The organism is Streptomyces sp. AC602_WCS936 (assembly GCF_019049125.1).
Classification (GTDB): Bacteria; Actinomycetota; Actinomycetes; order Streptomycetales; family Streptomycetaceae; genus Streptomyces.
This window is the reverse complement of record NZ_JAGMUF010000090.1, coordinates 1-20484: the sequence shown is the minus strand read 5'-3', so window position 1 is coordinate 20484 and position 20484 is coordinate 1. Positions and strand designations below refer to the sequence as shown.

The window sequence follows — 20484 nt, the reverse complement described above, 5'->3', positions numbered from 1 at the left end:
GGCTTCTCAGTACGCTCGCGGCGTGGAGTACGCGAGGATGCGCGCCATCGCCGAGAACCTCGGGGCATACGCGGAGCGCCTGGAAGGGACGTGGCGCGTCGAGATCGGGCCGTCCGGTCCGGCACTGGCCATGCTGTGCCCGTCCAAACGCCGTGAGGGCACGGTCCGTCGCATCCGCGAGCAAGTGGACCGGCAACTCCGCAGCACGCACCCCGGCTACATCTGCGCGAACGGTCCTGCGATCGAGTGCCCGGCCATCGGCCGCATGCGCCGCCCTGCCGCTGTGGTGATTCCCGAGGCGACCCTCGACGAAGACGGCATCGCCGTTGACTCGAGGCAGGTGCTGGCGGTCATCGAGGTGCTCTCGCCGCTCGTTCCGGGCAACGAGTACGACGTGAAGCTGGCCGAATACCCGGCCATGGGCATCCCGCACTACATGATCGTTGACCCACGCACCGGCACGATCCAGGTGCACGCCGAGCCTTACAAGGGTCGCTACAGCACCGATGTGCCGTACATCTTCGGTGACTCGGTGGCGTTCGGGCCGTGGGTGGTGGAGACGTCGGAGTTCCGCAGGTACGGCCGGGAGGGTTAACGGCCCGCGTCCGACTTGACGCCTTCGAGGAAGTGACCGAAGGCCTCCGGCGGGAACGTGAGGGTGGCTCGGGCGGGGGCCTTGCTGTCGCGGACGGCGACGTGGGTGGTCGACGTGGCTATCTCCACGCATTCGTTGCCGTCGCCCGGTCCCGAGTACGACGACTTGTGCCAGTTGTCCATGTAGCTCACAGCTCCTTCTCCGCCCCCTTGATCGCCCGGACGAAGACACTGAAGGCCTCGGTCGGGACGGAGAGTGCTCCGTCCTCGCGGGCCTTGGAATCGCGCAAGGCTACGCGGGTGGATGAGTTCGCGACCTCCACGCAGCTGTTGCCGTCGCCCTCTCCGGAGTAGGAGGACTTGCGCCAATTGTCGAACGTAGTCATCAGTCTCACAGCTCTTTCGCAAGTTCGTGGATGAATGTGCGCGACCGTGCGGGTTCGAGCGATACAGCCGTCACCATACGGAAGTTCGTTCGGTAAGTGCTCAATTGCGCCTCTGCGTCTATGAAGACCACGCCGTGGGGCGCGTCGCGCACCACGGTGTCCAGCCTGGGCATGGGACCGCCCGCGTAGGTCATGGTGCTCGATGCTTTGCCGAAGCCGTCCAGGTCGAACGGGACGACCCGCAAGGTGACGTGGTCCGCTTCGGAGCGCTCGAGGAGTTTCTCAAGCTGCCCGCGAGCGACCTTTCGGTCGCCCACCCTGATGCGCAGTGCCGCCTCGTGGATCACGACATCGTGCGGAACAGCAAGCTCTTGGCGAGCCAGACGGTGCTGGACGCGCAGATCGATCTCCTCCTCGGTCAGCCTGGGCAGGCGCGAGGAAAAGACGGCACGTGCGTAGTCCCCGGTCTGCAGGCGGCCCGGAACGTAGAGGATCGCGACGTCCCGTAGGAAGGTCGCATGGTGCTCAAGTTCCGACAGGTCGAGAAACGGCGTGGGCAATAGTCCGCGATACTCCTCCCACCAACCACGTGTTCGGTCGGTCGCCATAGAAGTCAGCGCCTCGATGAGATCCTCGTCCGTGCAGGCGTAGTGCGACTTCAAGCGGCGCAACCGCTGTTCACTCACGCCTGTCAGCCCGGATTCGATGTGGGTGATCTGGACCCTATTCGCACCGAGCAACGCTGCCGCCTGCGTGGCGGTGAGGCCGGCCGCTTCACGGAGTCGGCGCAGTTCGAGCCCGAGACGCCTTTGACGTGCGGTCGGTTCGCGCCTGAGAACCATGGTTCCTCTTTCAACCCGGCTACTAAGAGAGCTCGTTCGGGGGTCAGATTACGCGATCGGCTTGCCCGGGATTACTAGTTAGCCCTACCGTCGGTGACGCGACGCACACCGTGCGAAACCGGGCCACCGGAAGCGCACCGCCCCGTCCTGCCATGACGGCTGCGGCATTGACACCTGGCCCGTCCTCAACCCACCACACCCGAAACGAGAGATCCCGCATGCCCGAAACCGATCCGTGGGAGTACTCCCTCTACATCCCCAACGACCTCCGCGCCGTCACCGTCAGCCGCCGCACCCTCCGTCTGGTCCTCACCATGCACGGACTGATCCGCCTCGTCGACCTCGCCGAACTGCTCGCGACGGAGCTGGTCTCCAACGCCGTACGGCACACCAAGGGCCCCGCCGCCCTCCGCATCCGCTGGTCGCCGCCGGGCACGCTGCGGATCGGGGCGTGGGACGCGGACCCCGAACCGCCCGAACCCCCGGCCGCCTTCGGGCGGGTGGAGGAGTCGGAGGCAGGGCGGGGGCTGGCGCTGGTGCGGGCCTGCGCCGACGTGTGGGGGTGGCATCCGCTGGCCAGACACGGCAATCGGGGCAAGTACGTATGGTGCGAGCTGTCGGCAGCCTGAAGGCCCGCCCGGACAATTCACTTGCCCCGACGGGGGTTCTTCCGGAGGCTCGCCGCATGAGTGCGAGTGAACTCGATCGCCGGCTGGTCTCGGCGGTCCTGTCCGGTGACGCCGACGCGGTGCGGGACCTGCTGTACGAGGGAGCGGACCCGAACACGGTGGACGCCGACGGCGGGTTGCCGGTGCTGTGCACTGCCGTGGCGGCCTACGACGCCCCGGCCGCCGAGGCCCTGATGGACGGTGGGGCCGATCCTGATCGGGAGCTTCCAGACGGGAGTACGCCGTTGCTGCGGGCGCTCGACGGTGGGTCCCCGGCCGTCTTCTGCTCGGTACTCGGTAAGGATCCCCGGCTGCGGCTGTCGGAACAGGAGCGTGCGCGGCTGCTCGCCCGGGCCCGGAGCTGGTACGAGACGGGCGTGGTCGAGGAGTTGCGGCGCAGGACGGGGACACGGGGTCCCGTCATGCCGGAGCGGGTGACGGACGAGGGGCACGACTGGGTCGACCAGTACGCGCTCGGCGGTCTGGTCGTACGGGCCGGGCACGGGGCCGTCCTGACGTGGCTGGAGTCACGTTTTCAGGTCCTGCCCTCCGTCGACGAACTGATCGACCGCGCCGTCGCCGTGGCGGACGAGGAGCACGTCGACTGGTGGGCAGTGTGCTACGCGCTTCTGGAGCGCCACCGCCAGGAGACCTGGTCGGCCGCGCTGGCCCACGGCGACCACCCCGATCCGGCACACCGCCGCTTCGTCGCGGACTACCTGCGGACGCGCGGGATCCTCGCGTGCGACTCCCCCTTCGCGGAGCGGGAGAGCGAGTTCCTGGCCGCGTGGGCGACGCGGGAGACGGACGGTGCGGTGCTCGCGAAGGTACTGGAGGCCTTCGCCGAGTACGAGCATCCCCGCATGGAGGCGACGGGACTGTGCCACGCCGCGCACCGGGACCCCCGCGTGCGCCTGCGCGCGACCACCGTCCTCGCCGCGTCGGAGACCCGCTCGCCCGAGGCCGGCGCGGCCCTGCTCGTCCTCCTCGGCGATCCGGACGCCCGCGTACGGCTGGAGGCGTGCCGGGCGACTCTGAAGGACGACGCCCTTCTCGCGCGGGCCGCCGCTGAGCTGGCCCGCCTGGCCGAGGGGCCGGAGCGGGGACTGCGGGGCGCGGTGGCGGAGGCGCTGACCGCCTCACCGGACCGTACGGCCGTCACCGCCGACGCCCTGGCCGCACTGCTCGGCGACGACAACCAGCTCGTACGCCTGGAGGCGGCCTACGGTCTCGTGCTGCGCGACGATCCGCGCACCGGGGAGGCCGTCGAGCGGGTCGGGCCGCTCGGCGGCGGGTTCGAGCACGACCACCGGGTCGACGCGCTGTGGGACTGGACGCGTCGGGAGCGCCGTCCGTGGCCGCTCGCACCAGCAGCCGGGGACGCGTAGGCCGACGGAGCGCCGGCGTCACAGTGCCGCGAACAGCCCCGCCAGCGGGGCGGGCGTGCGGGCCGGGTCCAGGGCCTCGACCAGCACACGACCGTAGCGGATCTTGCGGCCCTTCTTCGTGCCGAAGAAGCGGCGGAGTTGCTGGCGGGCCGTGCGGTCCCGCTGGGCGGGCTGGCGGAGGAAGGTCTGAAGAGGGCGGAGGTCGCCCTCCGCCTCGATCAGTTCCGTCACCCGGTCCTCGCCGAGCGCGCGGATCAGCTCGTCCTCCAGGTCGGCCGTGCAGACGAAGAGGTCGTCGGGGGAGGCGTGCGCGCGGTCCAGGGCGCGGACGTAGTAGCCACGTTCCCGTTCGTCGCACAGGCCGGCCAGCCGCAGGTCCAGGCCGGTCGGGCCGAGGAGGCCCGCGAAGCGGCCGACGCTCATCGCGCCGCCCATCGACAGAACGCAGATCCCCTCCGTCGCGAGGTCCCGGCCGTGGTGCGCGGCCAGTGCGTCGACCGCCGCCGTGTCGCTCGGCCCTTCGAGCAGCACCGCCGTACGGACGGACAGGCGCCCGGCGAGTTCGCGTACGGGGTCTTCGGGACCGCCCGCCGCCCACGCCGTGACCGCGTCCCGGAACGATGCCATGTCCGCCATGGGTCGAGTCTCCGTCCTCGGCGGCCGGCGCGGTAGCGAATATCGCGGTTCCGTCGGGCTGCATGTCAGAGGGGCGGAGATGGACGAGGTCTTCAAGGCGCTGGCCGACGGCAGTCGACGCCGACTGCTGGACAGCCTGCACGCGCGCAACGGGCAGAGCCTGCGCGAGCTGTGCGCCGGGCTGAACATGGCCCGGCAGTCGGTCAGCAAGCACCTGGCGGCGCTGGAGGCGGCCCACCTGGTCACCACCGTCCGGCGGAGCCGGGAGAAGTTGCACTACCTCAACGCCGAGCCGATCAACGCCATCGCCGAACGCTGGATCAGCCGCTACGACCGGGAGCCGGTGCGCGCACTCGCCGACCTCAAGCAGGCGCTGGAGAACACCGCCATGGAAGGCCCGAGTTCGGCACCGACTGGGCGGCCGGGTCGCCCGTGGTGTGGAAGGAGCTGGCGACGGAGACCGCCGATCCCGAGCAGGTCGTCCTGGAGGCCGAGCCCTGCCGACGGCTGTCGCACACCTTCACGCCCGAGTGGGCGAAGGCCAACGGGATCGACGACGAGACGCTCGCCAGGCTCTCCGCCGAGCGGCGGTCGAAGGTCACGTTCGAGATCGAGGACCTCGGCGAGGAACTGGTGAAACTGACCGTCGTCCACGACGGGTTCGAGCCCGGCAGCACCGTCCGCGGGATGATCCAGCACGGCTGGCCGGCCCTCCTGGCCGGCCTCAAGACGCTGCTGGAGACCGGTGAGACGCTGCCGGAGCCCCAGTGAGCCGGTCGGTCCTTCAGCGGCGCAGGGCCGTCTCCCGGTGCATGTGCGACAGCTTCTCCGGGTTGCGGACGGCGTAGAGGCCGCTGATGCGGCCCTCGTCGAAGCGGACCGCCACCACCGTGTCGAGCTCGCCGTCGACGTGGAGAACCAGCGCCGGGTAGCCGTTGACCTGGGCCGGTTCCATCGACAGCGCGACGGTCTGCTTGGCCAGTCCGCCGAGCAGCAGGCGGGCCACCTTGTCGGCCCCCATGATGGGGCGCAGGACGGCCTGCTTGATGCCGCCGCCGTCGCCGAGCAGGACGACGTCCGGGGAGAGGATGTCGAGCAGGCCCTGGAGGTCGCCCGTCTCCACGGCCCGCTGGAAGGCCGCGAGGGCCTTCTGCGACTCGGTCGCCGAGACCACCCCGCGCGGGCGGCGGGCCGCGACGTGCGCGCGGGCCCGGTGGGCGATCTGCCGGACGGCGGCCGGGCTCTTCTCCACGGCGTCGGCGATCTCGTCGTAACCGAGGTCGAACACCTCGCGCAGTACGAACACCGCCCGTTCGGTCGGCGTCAGCGTCTCCAGCACCAGCATCATCGCCATCGACACGCTGTCGGCCAGCTCGACATCCTCCGCCACATCGGGGGTGGTCAGCAGCGGCTCGGGCAGCCAGGAGCCGACGTAGGACTCCTTGCGGCGGCCGAGGGTGCGGATTCTGTTCAGGGCCTGGCGGGTGGTGATGCGGACGAGGTACGCGCGCCGGTCGCGTACGACGCCGAGGTCGACGTCCGCCCAGCGCAGCCAGGTCTCCTGGAGGACGTCCTCGGCGTCCGCCGCCGAGCCGAGCATCTCGTACGCGACCGTGAAGAGCAGGTTGCGGTGGGCGACGAAGGTCTCGGTAGCGCCGTCCTGGTCGCGTCCGCCGTTCTCACTGGTCACCGGCTTCTCCCGTTCGTTCGGCTCGGTCGTTTCGGTGTCACGCGCACGGGACACCGGCCGCCGGTGCGCTGTGACACCCGCCGCCGGTGGGCCACGTCACATCGGCATCCCGTCACAGGGACCGGGCCGCCGGCGTCTCGTGTTCGTCACCGAGTCACCGAGACACCGAGTCATCGAGAGCGAGGACGGGATCATGGACACCCGATTCAACCTGTTCGAGAACGAGTTCGCAGGCCGGTTCGCGAAGCGGTTCGCGGGCGCCGGGATGCTGGTCCACCAGTCGGCGCTGCCGAAGTCGACGCAGGAGCTGGTGTCGCTGCGGGCCAGCCAGATCAACGGCTGCGGCCACTGTGTCGACATGCACGTCAAGGAGGCGGCCGCCGCCGGGGAGAGCGCGGTGCGGCTGCACCTGGTCGCCGTCTGGCGCGAGTCCACCGTGTTCACCGAGGCCGAGCGGGCCGCGCTGGCGCTCGCCGAGGAGGGCACCCGGCTCGCCGACGCCCACCAGGGCGTGTCCGACGAGACCTGGGCGCAGGTGCGCAAGCACTACGACGACGACCAGACCGCCGCGCTGATCTGCCAGGTCGCCCTGATCAACGCGGCCAACCGGCTCGCCGTGATCACGCACCAGAAGGGCGGTTCCTACGAGGCGGGGATGTTCAAGGCGGCGGTCGGTGAGGCCGCAGCCGGCGACTGAACCGACTGAAACGGCTGCAACGCGCTGCGACGGCTGCAACGGCTGCAACGGCTGAACCTCGCAGCGACCGCGTCCGGCCCGGTCCGGGGCCTCCACACCCCGGCCGGGCCGCCGCCATGTCGGTCACGATTGGGTTTCGGCTTCCGCTCACCCTCTTGTCGAACGCCCGTGTAATCGTTTCCAATCCTCCGTGTAATCGATTCCACGAGGAGGTGGAACGGCGATGGCGAGCATCAAGGACGTCGCCGTCGAGGCGGGCGTGTCCGTCGCGACGGTCTCGCGCGTCCTCAACGGCCACCCGTCCGTCAGCCCCGGGGCCCGCACCCGCGTGCTGGCCGCCGTCGAGACGCTGGGCTACCGCCCGAACGCCGTCGCCCGGTCGCTGCGCACCGATCAGACCCGCACCCTCGGCCTGGTCATCAGCGACGTCATGAACCCGTACTTCACCGAACTGGCCCGGTCGGTCGAGGAAGAGGCCCGCGCGCTCGGCTACAGCGTGATCATCGGCAACGCCGACGAGCGGCCCGACCTCCAGGACCACCACGTGACGACCCTGCTGGACCGCCGTATCGACGGGCTCCTCGTCTCCCCCACCGACGGCGGCTCCCCGCGCATGCTGGACGCCGCGCGGGCCGGGACGCCGATGGTGTTCGTCGACCGGTGGATCCCGGGCGTGGACGTGCCCGTCGTCCGGTCGGACGGGCGGGGCGCGGTGCGCGACCTCGTCGCCCACCTGCACGGGCTCGGGCACCGGCGGCTCGCCATCATCGCCGGGCCCGCCGCCACCACGACCGGACGCGAGCGCGTCGACGCCTTCCGCGAGGCGCTCGCCGCGTACGGGCTTCCCCTCCCGGACGCGTACATCGGCCAGGGCGACTTCCAGGCGGAGAGCGGGCGCCGGGTCACCGAGGGCTTCCTCGACCTGCCCGAGCCGCCCGACGTCGTCTTCGCCGCCGACAACCTGATGGCGCTCGGCGCGCTGGACGCCGTACGCGCGCGCGGTCTGCGTGTCCCCGAGGACATCGCGCTCGCCGCGTTCGACGACATCCGCTGGTTCGTGCACACCGACCCGCCCGTCACCGCGATCGCCCAGCCCACGGGCGACCTCGGCCGGGCCGCCGTACGCGCGCTCGTCGACCGGATCGAGGGGCGGACCGGCGAATCCGTCACCCTTCCGGCGCGGCTCGTCGTGCGCCGTTCGTGCGGTGAGGCCACCCCCGCATCCGAACACCCCCCGTCCCCCTCCCCCGTACGAAGGAGTACGCCGTGAGCAGCCGCAGTCCGGACGAGTTGCTGCGCATCGAGGGCATCCGCAAGACCTTCCCCGGCGTGGTCGCGCTCGACAGCGTCGACTTCGACCTGCGCCGGGGTGAGGTGCACGTGCTGCTCGGTGAGAACGGCGCGGGCAAGAGCACCCTCATCAAGATGCTCTCCGGCGCCTACACGCCCGACGCCGGGCGGATCCTGGCCGGCGGCGAGGAGGTGCGCATCCACGGTGCGCAGGACTCCGAGCGGCTCGGGATCGCCACGATCTACCAGGAGTTCAACCTCGTTCCCGACCTGACGGTCGCCGAGAACATCTTCCTGGGGCGCCAGCCCCGCCGGTTCGGGATGATCGACCGGAAGAAGATGGACGCGGACGCGGAGGTGCTGCTGGAGCGGGTGGGGGTGAAGGTGTCCCCGCGCGCGCGGGTGCGTGAACTCGGTATCGCGCGGCTCCAGATGGTCGAGATCGCCAAGGCGCTCAGCCTGGACGCGCGCGTGCTCATCATGGACGAGCCGACCGCCGTGCTCACCTCCGAGGAGGTCGACAAGCTGTTCGCGATCGTGCGGCGGCTGCGCGAGGACGGTGTCGGGATCGTCTTCATCACCCATCACCTGGAGGAGATCGCCGCCCTCGGCGACCGCGTCACCGTCATCCGGGACGGCAGGAGCGTCGGGCAGGTGCCCGCCTCCACCCCCGAGGACGAGCTGGTACGGCTCATGGTCGGGCGGTCGATCGAGCAGCAGTACCCGCGTGAACGCACCGACGCCGGTGAGGCCTTGCTCAAGGTGGACGGGCTGACGCGGGACGGGGTCTTCCACGACGTCGGGTTCGAGGTGCGGGCCGGTGAGGTCGTCGGCATCGCCGGGCTCGTCGGGGCCGGGCGGACCGAGGTGGTGCGGGCCGTGTTCGGCGCCGACCCCTACGACTCCGGGAGCGTGCACGTGGCGGGCGCGCCGCTGCGGCGGCACGACGTGAACGCCGCCATGGCCGCCGGGATCGGGCTGGTGCCCGAGGACCGCAAGCGGCAGGGGCTCGTGCTCGACGCCTCCGTCGCGGAGAACCTCGGGCTGGTGACGCTGAAGTCGTCCGCCCGCGCGGGGCTCGTCGACCTCAAGGGGCAGCACGCGGCGGCCGAGCGGGTCGCCGGACAGCTCGGCGTGCGGATGGCCGGGCTCGGGCAGCACGTGCGGACCCTGTCCGGCGGCAACCAGCAGAAGGTCGTCATCGGCAAGTGGCTGCTGGCGAACACCAAGGTGCTCATCCTCGACGAGCCGACGCGCGGCATCGACGTCGGCGCCAAGGTCGAGATCTACCAGCTGATCAACGAGCTGACGGCGGCCGGTGCGGCCGTGCTCATGATCTCCAGCGACCTGCCCGAGGTGCTCGGCATGAGCGACCGCGTGGTCGTCATGGCGCAGGGCCGGGTCGCCGGTGAACTGCCCGCCGAGCGGGCCACCCAGGACGCCGTCATGGCGCTCGCCGTCAGCACCCCCCACACCAACGGAACCGGAACGGAGGCCTCCCGTGGCCACTGACACGCTCAAGAGCAAGCCGGGCGCGCAGGGCGGCGCCACGGGCGGCCTGCGCCGCCTGCTGCTCGACAACGGCGCCCTGACCGCGCTGATCGTCCTCGTCATCGCCATGTCGGCGCTGTCCGGCGACTTCCTGACCGCCGACAACCTCCTCAACGTCGGCGTCCAGGCCGCCGTCACCGCGATCCTCGCCTTCGGCGTCACCTTCGTCATCGTCTCGGCGGGCATCGACCTGTCGGTCGGCTCGGTCGCCGCGCTGTCGGCCACCGTGCTGGCGTGGAGCGCGACCGAGGCCGGGATGCCGGTCGTGCTGGCGGTGCTGCTGTCCGTCGCGACCGGTATCGCCTGCGGCCTGGTGAACGGTTTCCTCATCTCGTACGGGAAGCTGCCGCCGTTCATCGCGACGCTCGCCATGCTGTCGGTGGGGCGCGGTCTGTCGCTGGTCATCTCGCAGGGCTCGCCGATCGCCTTCCCGGACTCGGTCTCCCACCTCGGTGACACGCTCGGCGGGTGGCTGCCCGTGCCGGTGCTGGTGATGGTCGTGATGGGGCTGATCACCGCGTTCGTCCTCGGGCGGACCTACATCGGGCGCTCCATGTACGCCATCGGCGGCAACGAGGAGGCCGCCCGGCTGTCCGGGCTGCGCGTGAAGCGGCAGAAGCTCGCCATCTACGCCTTCTCCGGCCTGTTCGCCGCCGCCGCGGGCATCGTGCTCGCCTCCCGGCTCTCCTCCGCGCAGCCGCAGGCCGCGCAGGGTTACGAACTCGACGCCATCGCCGCCGTCGTCATCGGCGGCGCCTCGCTCGCGGGCGGCACCGGCAAGGCGTCGGGCACCCTCATCGGCGCGCTGATCCTCGCGGTGCTGCGCAACGGCCTCAACCTGCTGTCCGTCTCCGCGTTCTGGCAGCAGGTCGTCATCGGTGTCGTCATCGCGCTGGCCGTGCTCTTCGACACGCTGCGGCGCAAGGCGGGCGCGACGACTCCGGCGGCCGGGGCGTCCGGCGGCGGGAACCGGGGCAAGCAGGCACTGACGTACGTCATCGCGGCCGTCGTCGCCGTCGCCGTGGTCGGCGCGACCTCGCTGCTGCACAACGGGTCATCGGACGGCAAGACGCAGAAGATCGGGCTGTCGCTGTCCACGCTCAACAACCCGTTCTTCGTGCAGATCCGCGCCGGCGCCGAGGAGCAGGCGAAGAAACTGGGCGTGGACCTGACGGTCACGGACGCCCAGAACGACGCCTCCCAGCAGGCCAACCAGCTGCAAAACTTCGTCAGCGGCGGCCTGTCCTCGATCATCGTCAACCCGGTGGACTCCGACGCGGCCGGCCCCTCGGTGCGCTCGGCGAACAAGGACGACATCCCCGTCGTCGCCGTGGACCGCGGCGTCAACGAGGCCAAGACGGCCGCGCTGGTCGCCTCCGACAACGTCGAGGGCGGTGAGCTGGGCGCCAAGGCGCTCGCCGAGAAGCTCGGCGGCCAGGGCACCATCGTCATCCTCCAGGGCCAGGCCGGCACCTCAGCCAGCCGGGAGCGCGGGGCGGGCTTCGCGGCCGGGCTCAAGGAGTACCCGGGCATCAAGGTCGTCGCCAAGCAGCCCGCGGACTTCGACCGCACCAAGGGCCTGGACGTGATGACGAACCTGCTCCAGGCGCACCCCGACATCGACGGCGTCTTCGCGGAGAACGACGAGATGGCGCTCGGCGCGATCAAGGCGCTGGGCTCCAAGGCCGGGAAGTCCGTGCAGGTCGTCGGGTTCGACGGCACGCCGGACGGGCTGAAGGCGGTCCAGGAGGGCACGCTGTACGCCTCCGTGGCGCAGCAGCCCAGGGAACTGGGCAGGATCGCCGTGCAGAACGCGTTGCGCGCCGCCGACGGCGAGAAGACGGAGAAGATGGTGAAGGTGCCGGTGAAGGTGGTCACCAAGGAGAACGTGGCCGGCTTCGAGGGCTGACACGTTCACCGGGAATCACCCGGGGTTCAGTGGGATCGGAGAGCGACTCATGTACGACTACGACCTCCTGGTCGTGGGATCGGCCAACGCCGACCTCGTGATCGGCGTCGAGCGGCGGCCGGGGGCCGGCGAGACGGTGCTCGGCACCGACCTGGCCGTCCACCCCGGCGGCAAGGGAGCCAACCAGGCGGTGGCCGCCGCCCGGCTCGGCGCCCGTACGGCGCTGCTGGCCCGGGTCGGCGACGACGACTACGGACGGCTGCTGCTGGACTCGCAGCGGGCGGCCGGCGTCGACACGGTGGGCGTCCTGGTCGGCGGTGCCCCGACCGGCGTCGCGCTGATCACCGTGGACCCGTCCGGGGACAACAGCATCGTGGTCTCGCCGGGCGCCAACGGCCGGCTGGCACCCGGCGACGTCCGCGCCGCCGCGAGCCTCTTCCACGCCTCCCGTGTGGTCTCCACCCAGCTGGAGGTGCCGCTGGAGACGGTGGTGGAGGTGGTCCGGAGCCTGGCACCGGGCAGCCGGTTCGTGCTGAACCCGTCGCCGCCGCTGCCGCTGCCCCGCGAGGTGCTGGCGGCCTGCGACCCGCTGATCGTCAACGAGCACGAGGCGAAGGTCATCCTCGGCGACGCTCGCGTGAGCGACCGCCCCGAGGACTGGGCCCGCATCCTGCTGGCCAAGGGGCCGCGTTCGGTCGTCGTCACCCTGGGCGCGGAGGGCGCGCTGGTGGCGTCGGGGGCGGAGGTGTCCCGGGTGCCGTCCGTGAAGGTGGACGCCGTGGACACCACCGGCGCCGGTGACGCGTTCACCGCGGCGCTGGCCTGGCGGCTCGGCACCGGCGCGTCGCTCGCGGAGGCGGCGGCGTACGCGGCCCGGGTGGGCGCGGTGGCGGTCACGAAGGCGGGGGCGCAGGCGTCGTACCCGACGGCCGCGGAGGTCGAGGCGCTGTGAAGAAGGCGGGGATACTCAACCGGCATCTCGCGGGTGCCCTCGCCGAACTCGGCCACGGGGACGGAATCTTGGTGTGTGACGCGGGCATGCCCATAACGAACGGCCCGCGCGTCGTCGACCTGGCTTTCCGCGCCGGTGTGCCCTCCTTCGCCGAGGTGCTGGAGGGGCTGCTGGCCGAGCTGGTGGTGGAGGGCGCGACGGCGGCGGCCGAGGTGCGGGACGCCAATCCGTCGACGGCCGGTCTGCTGGCCGGCCACTTCCCTGACCTCACCCTGGTCCCGCACGAACGGCTCAAGGAACTCAGCGCCGGCGCGCGGCTGGTCGTCCGCACCGGCGAGGCACGGCCGTACGCGAACGTACTGCTGCGCTGCGGGGTGTTCTTCTGAGACGGCGTCCGATGAGGCGGGGGCGGGCGGGGCGCCGGCCGGACGGACTTCGAAGTGGCCCGGTCCGTCAACCGGGCCCCTTCAGTCCCCTCCCCTTGTCAGGACCCTTCAAGCCCCCCCGGGTCCCCTCCCAGAAGTCCTGACGCGAAGTACGACCCGCGAGGTGCGGAGAGGGTTGCACGGTTCTCGCGGAAACTTTCCGGCCATCCGCCACAGGCTCGGAACAGAGGCCGCGCGGGCGTCGTCCCGCCCCGGTTGCCGGGCAAGGTCGTCCGGGCCATGTCCGGATCGCGTCACACCGTGATCGACGGCGTTGCGTCCTCAATGCGTTGCGCGACAGCATGTTCGAGTAGATTTGTGATGCGTACGGGATGCACGGGGGTGACACACGTGAAGTTCGACATGGGGTCCACGACTCTGTCGGATCTGGGCAGGAGCACGGTCGGTTCGAGTACCGACCTGGGCACGCTGATCCGCATGCTCATCCAGGCGGCCGAGCCGCTGGAGGGCAAGTTCAACGGATCCGGGAAGGTCGCGTTCGACTCGTTCAAGACGCGTGCGGACGAGATCACCGCCGCGCTCAACGGGTCGCTCAGCGCGATCCTCGAAGGCCAGGGCGGTATGGACACCGCGTTCGCCACCGGTGACACCGAACAGCAGGACAACGCGCAGCGGAACATGGGCGTGGCCAACTTCGACGCGGCCCGCTTCGGCGCGCGCTAGTCCGCCGGCCGGGGCAGAGGCCGACAACCACAGGGGGTTTTGACGATGGGCCAGAATCTGGACCGCCGCTCCTACGACACCGGCGCGTCGAGCGAGGTGCAGGGCGGCTTGCAGGGCATCGTCGGGCAGCTGGAGCGTGTGCTGACCGACCGCGACAAGGCTGTGAAGGCCGCCATGGCCGACTTCCAGGCCGATGGCGTCTCCGATGAGTACCACGGCAAGGAAGTGCGCTGGAACCGCGCGGCCGACGAGGTGCGCAGCATCATCCAACTGGTGCGCACGACCCTCGAGGACAACGACGGAACGGCCCAGTCAACGTTGGCGAGGGCAAAGGCGGCGGTCGACAACATCGGCTGACGCGGGGCGCGTCGACGGACGACGGCGCACGGGGACATGGGGAAACGGGGAATCCATGACGGGGTGGGACATCTCGCCATCGGGCGTGCAAGGCGTCCTCAAGGAGACGGCGAAGGCGGCCGAAGGCCTCTCGAACACGGGGAAGGCCCTGCAGGAGACGCTGCCGAGCGCGGCCGAGTCCGCCGGCACGATCCAGCAGGGCGGCGTGGAGCGGAGCGGGGTCCAGGGCCCAGTCGCGGCGGCGCTGGGCGAATTCTTCACCGCCTACCAGGAGAAGCTGATGTACGTCGCGGTGCGCACGTCGAACTCCCTCAACGGGGCGGCCGGCGCGACCAACGCGTATGTCAAGGGTGACCTGGACATGGCCGCGCGGGCCCAGGCGAACGCGCTGAAGGAGCCGAAGATCGACCTGCCGGGGGCGGGCGGGCAGCAGGGGGGCAAGTGAGTGCGGATCTGATCGACCCACAGAACATCCCGCAGTTCACCGGTGACCTGGAGCAACTGGTCACGGACCACATGCTGCTGACGGGGGAGGCCCTGGTCTTCCGCCAGTCGGGCTCGGACGTCCACACCCGGTTCCAAGGCCTGTCCGCCTGCTACACGGCGCCGGAGGCGGAGCAGTTGTTCGCCACGACGGCGCCGGTGGCGGCCAAGGCGGACGAGTTCGCGGACGATCTGGAGAAAGTCGCGGCGGCCCTCAGCTCGTACGAGACGGAGATCCAGCCGCTCGTGGCAAAGCTGAAGAGCCTCAAGCGGCGTGCGGAAACCTTCCGGCATCAGATAGCGGCGGACGACGACTGGCGCGAGGACGACGACAACGTCCAGCTCAACAACGACCTGGTGCACGACGTCAATGCCACCACGGTCGCCTTCTGGCTGGCGGAGATCGCCTGCCACAACACGATCACCGCGCTGGTGGGCGGATCGACGCTGATCCTCGAGGACGGCGCGCAGAAACGCCTCGTGGAGCGCGGCACCAGCACCTACGGCTTCACCGCCGACCTGCTGAACCAGTCCGAGGAACTGCCCTGGGGCTCGACCGTGGAGAAGGAGCGGCACGGGCTCGACTGGCTGACTCACCAGGTGGGGGAGTTCGGCAAGGGATTCGTCGTCGACGGGGTGTGGGGCACGATCCGCGGCCTTGGCACCCTCGTCGGCGTCGACGGCTGGGACGCGGCGGGCGAGGCGTGGAAAGGGCTCGGCAAGCTCGCGACCGGCGTGCTCATCACCGCGGTCCCCGTCGTCGGCGTCGCCTACTGGGCGATGCCGGAGGACAAACTGCCCTCCTACCTGCGCGACTCCCGCAACACGGTCAAGGAGGCGGGCAAGGCGCTGGTGGCCTGGGACCAGTGGGGCGAGAATCCCGCACGCGCGGGCGGCGCGGTCACCTTCAACGTCCTGACGACGGTGTTCACCGGAGGCACCGGAGCCGCGGCGAAGAGCGCCGCGGTGGCCCGCACGGTCGGCGCGCTCGGCAAGACCGCCCGGCTGGTGGACCCCATGACGTACCTCGGCAAGGCCGCGACGTTCGGCACGGCCAAGGTCTCCGACCTCTTCGCCGGCCTGCGGGGCGTGCACGCGGGCACCTACGACGACATTCTCTCCGGCGCGGGACGCGTCCAGCCCGACGGCAGCGTGATGCGGGTCGCCGACGACATGCCGGTCATCCGCGGCAATGTCGTGGAGTGGCCGGACGGCACCCGCCTGAACCTGGACGACGGCTCGGTCGTCCGCGCGGACGGCACGACGGCACCGACGAAGGTGGAACTGTCGGCAGCGGACCGGGACCTGCTGGAATTGAGTCTCGCCCGTCGTGGCCCTGCTCCCGTCGGTGCTCATACCGGCGAGGTCAGCATCGCGGAGGCGACGGGTGACTCGGCTCCGGGTGGATCGAGTATTCCGACCACCACGTCTGACGGCCGTGCAGCGGGCGGCATGGACCACGATGCAGGGAACCGTTCGTCTCCCAGCCATGAATCACCTTCCGGATCGGCTCATGGAGGGCACCCCTCGCATGGCGACGGACCGTCCAGTCGCCCAGAGCAGCCGCACACGGACTCACCCCGTCACGGCGAGTCGCGCGACTACGGTTCGGGCGATGAGCCCCGGCCATCGGCGCGTTCGGACTCAGAAAGGGACTCACTGCCTCCGGACTCCCACGACGATCTCGGCGCGACGCGGCATAGTGACCCCTCAGTGGACTCCCTCCGGGCGGATCTCGATGCCGCCCCTGCTCCTGGCCCGGGCGACAAGGTTCTCGTCCAACTCCCCGAGGCACGGGTCACCCGAGCCAACGGTCTGATCACTCATGTCGACGGCCGTTTGGTGAGCGATTACCTCGACCAAGTGTCACGTGAGCGCGGTACCGCGTACCGGCAGGCGAAGGAGGCGGGAGTATTCCCACGTAAGCAGACCGGCGCGTGTGTAGGATCCGTGATCGACCTTCGTACCGGACAAATCATCGAAGGTATCAACGGGAAGCCGGACGACGTCATCCCACCAGACAAACTTCATCCCACCCTGGTCGCCCGCTACGAAGCCATACGACTGAGCCCGCCGCACAAGGACCATCCTCTGGGACATGCTGAAGTCAAAGCGGCAAACGCACTACTCTGGGAGCGCACCCAAAAGGGTCTCCCCGACGGGGAAGACGCGCTCGCCGAAATGCGCGCGTCTGTCGAATTCCCCTACTTGTCGGACAAAACGACCGGGGCTCCAGGCAGGGCCGCCCCCTACTGCGCCAATTGCAACCACATGCTGCAAGGGGTGCCGTCCAGCCACGGACGTTTCACTGGTTTCCCCCCGAGTGACGAGAACTGGATCCCCTAATGGCCGCCACACAACGCATCGACATCGACGACCCAGAAGTGGACATGGATGACGCACAACGCTTGCTCTACCGAGGGGCCCTTTTCACCGGCGAGGTGACGGAATACCTAGGGGGCAAGCTTGTAAGCCTGGACGCATATGTTGCAGGGATTCAATGCGGCCTGTCACGCGAGTGGTACAAGGACGGTACCCCGCGATCGGAAGGTACCGTCCGCGAGGGTCTTCCTCGCGGAGAATTCAAAGAGTGGCACTCGAACGGAACACTGGCGTCACGCAAAGTGTTCGACGATGACGGTCTCACGCTCCGAGAGGAATACCGGTGGGATCAAGACGGCCGGCCGACTCGAAGTTGGCGTCTTGACGACCACTTGCCGGAGCCGTGAACAGGTTCCCGACCATCGGGCCGCAACGCCTCTCCATAATCTCGACGACGTGGTGTCGCGGAGGGCGGTGCTCGATGGCACAGGACCTGATCGCGGCATCGCTGTTCGAGTTCGACGCGTCGGCCGCCTCGCTCAGGACATCCCGTTTCATGGGTACCTCGCTGATCGACGTCGACTTCAACGGGCCCACATATGCCGGGTACCAGATGAAGCAGTTCGATCTCGCGAAATGAGGAACTTGTTCATGCCGACGCATGTCTCTCGACCTGGGCAGGGAATCGGCCATCCGGACCCGGACGGATTCCGACAAGGGCTCAACGAAAAAACTCTCCATCATATCAAGCGTCTTGAGGAATACCCTCAGAGCTTCGGCCTGACCTTCGGCGGCGCTCTGTCCAGTGCGAGTCTCCTGACGCTGAGCGATCCCACCGCACAGAAGCTGGAGACCTGGGAAGCCTGGGTCATAGCCATGCAGGTCGGGTCTGCCTTGTTCGCCTCGGCGACCGCCCCCGAGGGTTCCACCGTGGAGTGCGTGATCGGTTATGAGATGCGGACGATCCCCACCGTCGGGGTCACCCATTTCATCGACGCCGGAACCTGGCTGGAGGCCTTCTGGCTTGCCGTCGTCTGCCGGGACCAGGCGCGGATGACGCAGCTGTGCGAGGTGCCTGTCGAGAAGCTGCGGGCCTCCGGTGCCGTGTTCGAGGAGTACATCTACCACTGGGTCGAAGTCCTCCAGACGTACTGGCTGGAGCGGCCGGCGCTCGGATAGAAACTGGTCGCCGCGGTCGACGGGACCGACCCTGACCGGCTGCGGTTCATGGACCGCGAGATGATGCTCAAGGTCCTCTATCCGCCGATCAACCTGTTCTTCCGCTTCGTCGGCCAGGACGCGGACCAGTTCAACAAGGCCCTGGTGCAGGGGTTGGAGCTGCACAAGGAGTACTGGACGGCGAGCGAGGAGCGTCAGGAAACGGGCAACGGCGACATCCCGCTCGCGATTCTCGCCCTCGCCTGCCTCGCCCATGACGCCGGACTGCCCATCGAGGTCGAGTCGGAGTACCTGCCCGAGCACCTGCTCAAGCGCAGCTGGCTCGGCGAGTTCCCCACCTGACCCGACACGAGGTGAATGCCCGGCATGACCACCCAGGACTACGACAGCCAGCTCCTCGAATCCGTCTCCGTACGACGACGGAGGTTGCGGGACGCCCTGTTGTTCGGGGTGGAGCGGCAACGGCGGGCCGTGGACGAGCGGGTGGGAAAGGCGGTCGCCGGGATGGTGATCGCGGCCGTGCTGTGCGCGGGGTGTGTGGGGTGGTCGTTCGTGTCGCACCGGCTGATCGGGCAGAGCGGCCCGTACTCTCCCGGCGTTTCTACGCCCTCCGACAGTCCTACAAGTCGGTGATAGGTTCGCGAACGTGATGTCTACGGGGGCCCTGAGCAGGGAAACGGGCAGTGGGCCGACGGTGTTGAGCCGGGTCACGCTCGTCGGTGAGCGGCGGCGCGTCGACCTGGTGCTTCCTGCGCGGGAGCCGGTCGGGCTGCTGCTGCCCGAGATCATGCGGTTGCTGGACGACGGCGCGAAGGGGCGGCCCGCCTCGCGTCACCTCGTCACGGTGGACGGCTCCGCGCTCGATCACGACAGCACACTGGAGACCGCGGGCATCCGCGACGGCGCCGTGCTGCGTCTCGTCCGTGTGGAGGACGCCCCGCCCGCCCCCGTCGTGCACGACGTCACCGACGTGGTGGCCGAGGACCTCGGTCACCGAAGAGGGCTGTGGGGGCCCGCCGCCCGGCGGGTCACAGCGGGTGCCGCGAGCGTGGGCTGGGTGGTCGTCGCCGCCCTGTTCGCACGTGCGCAGTACGACGACAAAGCCACGATCGCCGCCGCACTGCTCGCCGCCGCCGGTGCGGCCGCGGTAGCGGGCGCGGCCCTGGGGCGGGTGCGCAGGCACGGGCTCGCCGCGACCCTTTTGTGTGCCGGTGGCGCGCTCGGTGTGTTGGGCGTGTGGAGCCTCGTCGACGACCTCGGCGGGTCCTCGGCGGACGCGCTGCGGCTCGGCGGGGTGGCCGCCGTGAGCGTGCTGGTCCTCGCCCTGCTCGGGCTGTGTACGCCGCTGGGGCGGGGCGGAGTCGTGGGCGCCGGTGCCGTGGCTGTGACCGCCGTCGGCTGGGAGGTCGTCGTCGCCCTGCAGTCCGGCGCCGGGACGGCGGAACAGCAGGCGCGTGCCGGGGCCGTTCTCGGCGTCGTCTGTGTGGTCGTGCTCGGGGTGCTGCCGCGGCTCGCGCTGATGGCGTCCGGGCTCTCCGGGCTCGACGACCGCCGGGCCGGAGGGGTCTCCGTCAGCCGCTACCAGGTGACCCCCGCTCTGGCCGCCGCCCATCGCGGTCTGGTGCTCGCCACCGTCACCGTAGCCGGGTCGGCAGCCGTGGCCGCCGTACTGGCGTTGCGGGACCCCTCCGTGTGGACGGTGCCGCTGGCCGCGGTCGTCGCCGGGGTGCTGGCCCTGCGGGCCCGGGCGTTTCCGCTGGTCGCCGAGGTGGTCGTGCTGCTGGCCGCCGCGGCGGCCGTCGCCGTACGGTTGCTGACGGCGTGGGGGGAACGGTCCTCGGCCGCGGCTCCGCTGGCCGTCCTCGTCGTGCTGGCGGTACTGCCGCTCGTCGTGCTCGCCGTGCAGCCTGCCGAGCACGTACGGGCCCGGCTGCGCCGCGCCGGTGACCTGCTCGAATCGGTGGGGGTCATCACGCTGCTCCCGCTGCTCGCCGGCGTGTTCGGTGTGTACGGGCGACTGCTCGACACCTTCGCTTAGGGGGCACGGCGGCATGACGCAGGGACAGGACGATCAGTGGCGGGAGCAGCCGTCGGCACTCGGCGGCGGCGACTGGCAGCGGGACGTGCTGCGGGAGCTGGGCGGGGGCCTGGGGAACAGCCACCCGGGTGCGGCTGTCCGGCCCGGCGAGCCCGCCCTGCGGCTCGTGCACACCGCGCCCCCGCAGCCCGCAGCCACGGCGGCGGACGCGGGGCCGGAGACAGGTGGTGATGCCCCGTCCGGCCCGCACGACGCACTGGGCGCTCCCGCGGCCCCGGACCGCACATCCCCTGCCTTGTCGACGTCCCAGCTGCCGCCGTCGAGGCTGAACTGGCCGGAGGTGACGAGGCGTTCGATGCGGGCGGCCATCACAGCACCACCACCGAACGCAGC

22 protein-coding genes and 3 pseudogenes are annotated in these 20484 nt (G+C 70.2%); 19 read left to right on the top strand and 6 right to left on the bottom strand.

The features are described from left to right. Positions 1-37 precede the first annotated feature (37 nt). Positions 38-595: a Uma2 family endonuclease gene (locus tag KUM03_RS25510; protein WP_254399873.1), complete on the top strand. Its 558-nt coding sequence runs from the start codon at positions 38-40 to the stop codon at positions 593-595. On the opposite strand, the gene KUM03_RS25505 is transcribed toward KUM03_RS25510, so the two are convergent. The 3 genes from KUM03_RS25505 to KUM03_RS25495 are packed head-to-tail and all read right to left on the bottom strand — an operon-like array spanning position 592 to position 1822. Further along, the gene (locus tag KUM03_RS25505; RefSeq protein ID WP_374225389.1) at positions 592-786 is read right to left on the bottom strand and encodes a DUF397 domain-containing protein; all 195 of its coding nucleotides are present in this window, start codon (positions 784-786) and stop codon (positions 592-594) included. The genes KUM03_RS25510 and KUM03_RS25505 overlap by 4 nt on opposite strands. Further along, positions 783-980, bottom strand: a complete 198-nt coding sequence (locus KUM03_RS25500; protein WP_217251628.1) for a DUF397 domain-containing protein — start codon at positions 978-980, stop codon at positions 783-785. Before KUM03_RS25500 ends, KUM03_RS25505 begins: the two co-directional genes overlap by 4 nt. 5 nt (positions 981-985) lie before the next feature. Continuing rightward, a complete protein-coding gene (locus tag KUM03_RS25495) occupies positions 986-1822 on the bottom strand; it encodes a helix-turn-helix transcriptional regulator (protein WP_217251627.1) in 837 nt (278 codons plus the stop codon). A gap of 218 nt (positions 1823-2040) precedes the next feature. On the opposite strand from KUM03_RS25495, the gene KUM03_RS25490 reads away from it, so the two are divergent. Then, positions 2041-2451: an ATP-binding protein gene (locus KUM03_RS25490; RefSeq protein ID WP_217251626.1), complete on the top strand. Its 411-nt coding sequence runs from the start codon at positions 2041-2043 to the stop codon at positions 2449-2451. A 56-nt stretch (positions 2452-2507) separates the two neighbouring features. After that, positions 2508-3878, top strand: a complete 1371-nt coding sequence (locus KUM03_RS25485) for a HEAT repeat domain-containing protein (protein ID WP_217251625.1) — start codon at positions 2508-2510, stop codon at positions 3876-3878. A gap of 18 nt (positions 3879-3896) precedes the next feature. Here KUM03_RS25485 and KUM03_RS25480 read toward each other — a convergent pair whose 3' ends face one another. Then, positions 3897-4514 (bottom strand): TOPRIM nucleotidyl transferase/hydrolase domain-containing protein, encoded by a 618-nt coding sequence (locus KUM03_RS25480; RefSeq protein ID WP_217251624.1) that lies wholly within the window; start codon positions 4512-4514, stop codon positions 3897-3899. Between KUM03_RS25480 and KUM03_RS39075 the strand changes: the two are divergent. Further along, positions 4504-4707: pseudogene (locus tag KUM03_RS39075) on the top strand (hypothetical protein); the annotation flags it as partial. The gene KUM03_RS25480 and the pseudogene KUM03_RS39075 overlap by 11 nt on opposite strands. Before the next feature lie 239 nt (positions 4708-4946). Then, positions 4947-5285, top strand: coding sequence for an SRPBCC domain-containing protein (locus KUM03_RS39070; RefSeq protein WP_308406409.1), 339 nt, complete (start codon positions 4947-4949; stop codon positions 5283-5285). A gap of 13 nt (positions 5286-5298) precedes the next feature. On the opposite strand, the gene KUM03_RS25470 is transcribed toward KUM03_RS39070, so the two are convergent. After that, complete coding sequence (locus KUM03_RS25470) at positions 5299-6204, bottom strand: RNA polymerase sigma-70 factor (RefSeq protein WP_217251623.1); 906 nt, start codon at positions 6202-6204, stop codon at positions 5299-5301. Positions 6205-6397: 193 nt separating this feature from the next. Between KUM03_RS25470 and KUM03_RS25465 the strand changes: the two genes are divergently transcribed. The 14 genes and pseudogenes from KUM03_RS25465 to eccD all read left to right on the top strand — a co-directional run bounded on the left by KUM03_RS25465 (position 6398) and on the right by eccD (position 20091). Beyond that, positions 6398-6901 carry a carboxymuconolactone decarboxylase family protein gene (locus tag KUM03_RS25465; protein WP_217251622.1) on the top strand — a complete coding sequence of 168 codons (504 nt, stop codon included), beginning with the start codon at positions 6398-6400 and terminating at the stop codon, positions 6899-6901. A 223-nt stretch (positions 6902-7124) separates the two neighbouring features. Continuing rightward, entirely contained in the window at positions 7125-8171 is a 1047-nt protein-coding gene (locus tag KUM03_RS25460; RefSeq protein ID WP_217251621.1) for a LacI family DNA-binding transcriptional regulator, read from the top strand. Continuing rightward, positions 8168-9703 (top strand): sugar ABC transporter ATP-binding protein, encoded by a 1536-nt coding sequence (locus KUM03_RS25455; RefSeq protein ID WP_217251620.1) that lies wholly within the window; start codon positions 8168-8170, stop codon positions 9701-9703. Before KUM03_RS25460 ends, KUM03_RS25455 begins: the two co-directional genes overlap by 4 nt. Then, positions 9693-11651 carry a substrate-binding domain-containing protein gene (locus tag KUM03_RS25450; RefSeq protein WP_217251619.1) on the top strand — a complete coding sequence of 653 codons (1959 nt, stop codon included), beginning with the start codon at positions 9693-9695 and terminating at the stop codon, positions 11649-11651. The genes KUM03_RS25455 and KUM03_RS25450 overlap by 11 nt, the downstream gene beginning before the upstream one ends. A gap of 49 nt (positions 11652-11700) precedes the next feature. After that, positions 11701-12603 (top strand): ribokinase, encoded by a 903-nt coding sequence (locus KUM03_RS25445; RefSeq protein WP_217251618.1) that lies wholly within the window; start codon positions 11701-11703, stop codon positions 12601-12603. Then, positions 12600-12989 carry a D-ribose pyranase gene (gene rbsD, locus KUM03_RS25440; protein WP_217251617.1) on the top strand — a complete coding sequence of 130 codons (390 nt, stop codon included), beginning with the start codon at positions 12600-12602 and terminating at the stop codon, positions 12987-12989. The genes KUM03_RS25445 and rbsD overlap by 4 nt, the downstream gene beginning before the upstream one ends. A gap of 390 nt (positions 12990-13379) precedes the next feature. After that, the gene (locus KUM03_RS25435) at positions 13380-13712 is read left to right on the top strand and encodes a hypothetical protein (protein WP_217252969.1); all 333 of its coding nucleotides are present in this window, start codon (positions 13380-13382) and stop codon (positions 13710-13712) included. 45 nt (positions 13713-13757) lie between these two features. Next, a complete protein-coding gene (locus KUM03_RS25430; RefSeq protein WP_217251616.1) occupies positions 13758-14069 on the top strand; it encodes a pore-forming ESAT-6 family protein in 312 nt (103 codons plus the stop codon). 55 nt (positions 14070-14124) lie between these two features. Next, on the top strand, positions 14125-14514 hold the full coding sequence (locus KUM03_RS25425; protein ID WP_217251615.1) for a DUF6507 family protein: 390 nt from the start codon (positions 14125-14127) through the stop codon (positions 14512-14514). Continuing rightward, on the top strand, positions 14511-16898 hold the full coding sequence (locus tag KUM03_RS39065) for a YwqJ-related putative deaminase (RefSeq protein WP_217251614.1): 2388 nt from the start codon (positions 14511-14513) through the stop codon (positions 16896-16898). The genes KUM03_RS25425 and KUM03_RS39065 overlap by 4 nt, the downstream gene beginning before the upstream one ends. A gap of 457 nt (positions 16899-17355) precedes the next feature. Beyond that, entirely contained in the window at positions 17356-17514 is a 159-nt protein-coding gene (locus KUM03_RS25415; protein WP_217251613.1) for a hypothetical protein, read from the top strand. Then, positions 17511-18395, top strand: a pseudogene (locus KUM03_RS25410) (immunity 49 family protein). Before KUM03_RS25415 ends, KUM03_RS25410 begins: the two are co-directional and overlap by 4 nt. A gap of 24 nt (positions 18396-18419) precedes the next feature. Continuing rightward, on the top strand, positions 18420-18686 hold the full coding sequence (locus KUM03_RS25405) for a hypothetical protein (RefSeq protein ID WP_217251612.1): 267 nt from the start codon (positions 18420-18422) through the stop codon (positions 18684-18686). Between the two features lie 16 nt (positions 18687-18702). Continuing rightward, the gene (gene eccD, locus KUM03_RS25400) at positions 18703-20091 is read left to right on the top strand and encodes a type VII secretion integral membrane protein EccD (protein ID WP_217252967.1); all 1389 of its coding nucleotides are present in this window, start codon (positions 18703-18705) and stop codon (positions 20089-20091) included. Positions 20092-20388: 297 nt separating this feature from the next. Here eccD and KUM03_RS25395 read toward each other — a convergent pair. Beyond that, a pseudogene (locus KUM03_RS25395) lies at positions 20389-20460 on the bottom strand (MBL fold metallo-hydrolase); the annotation flags it as partial. Positions 20461-20484 lie beyond the last annotated feature (24 nt).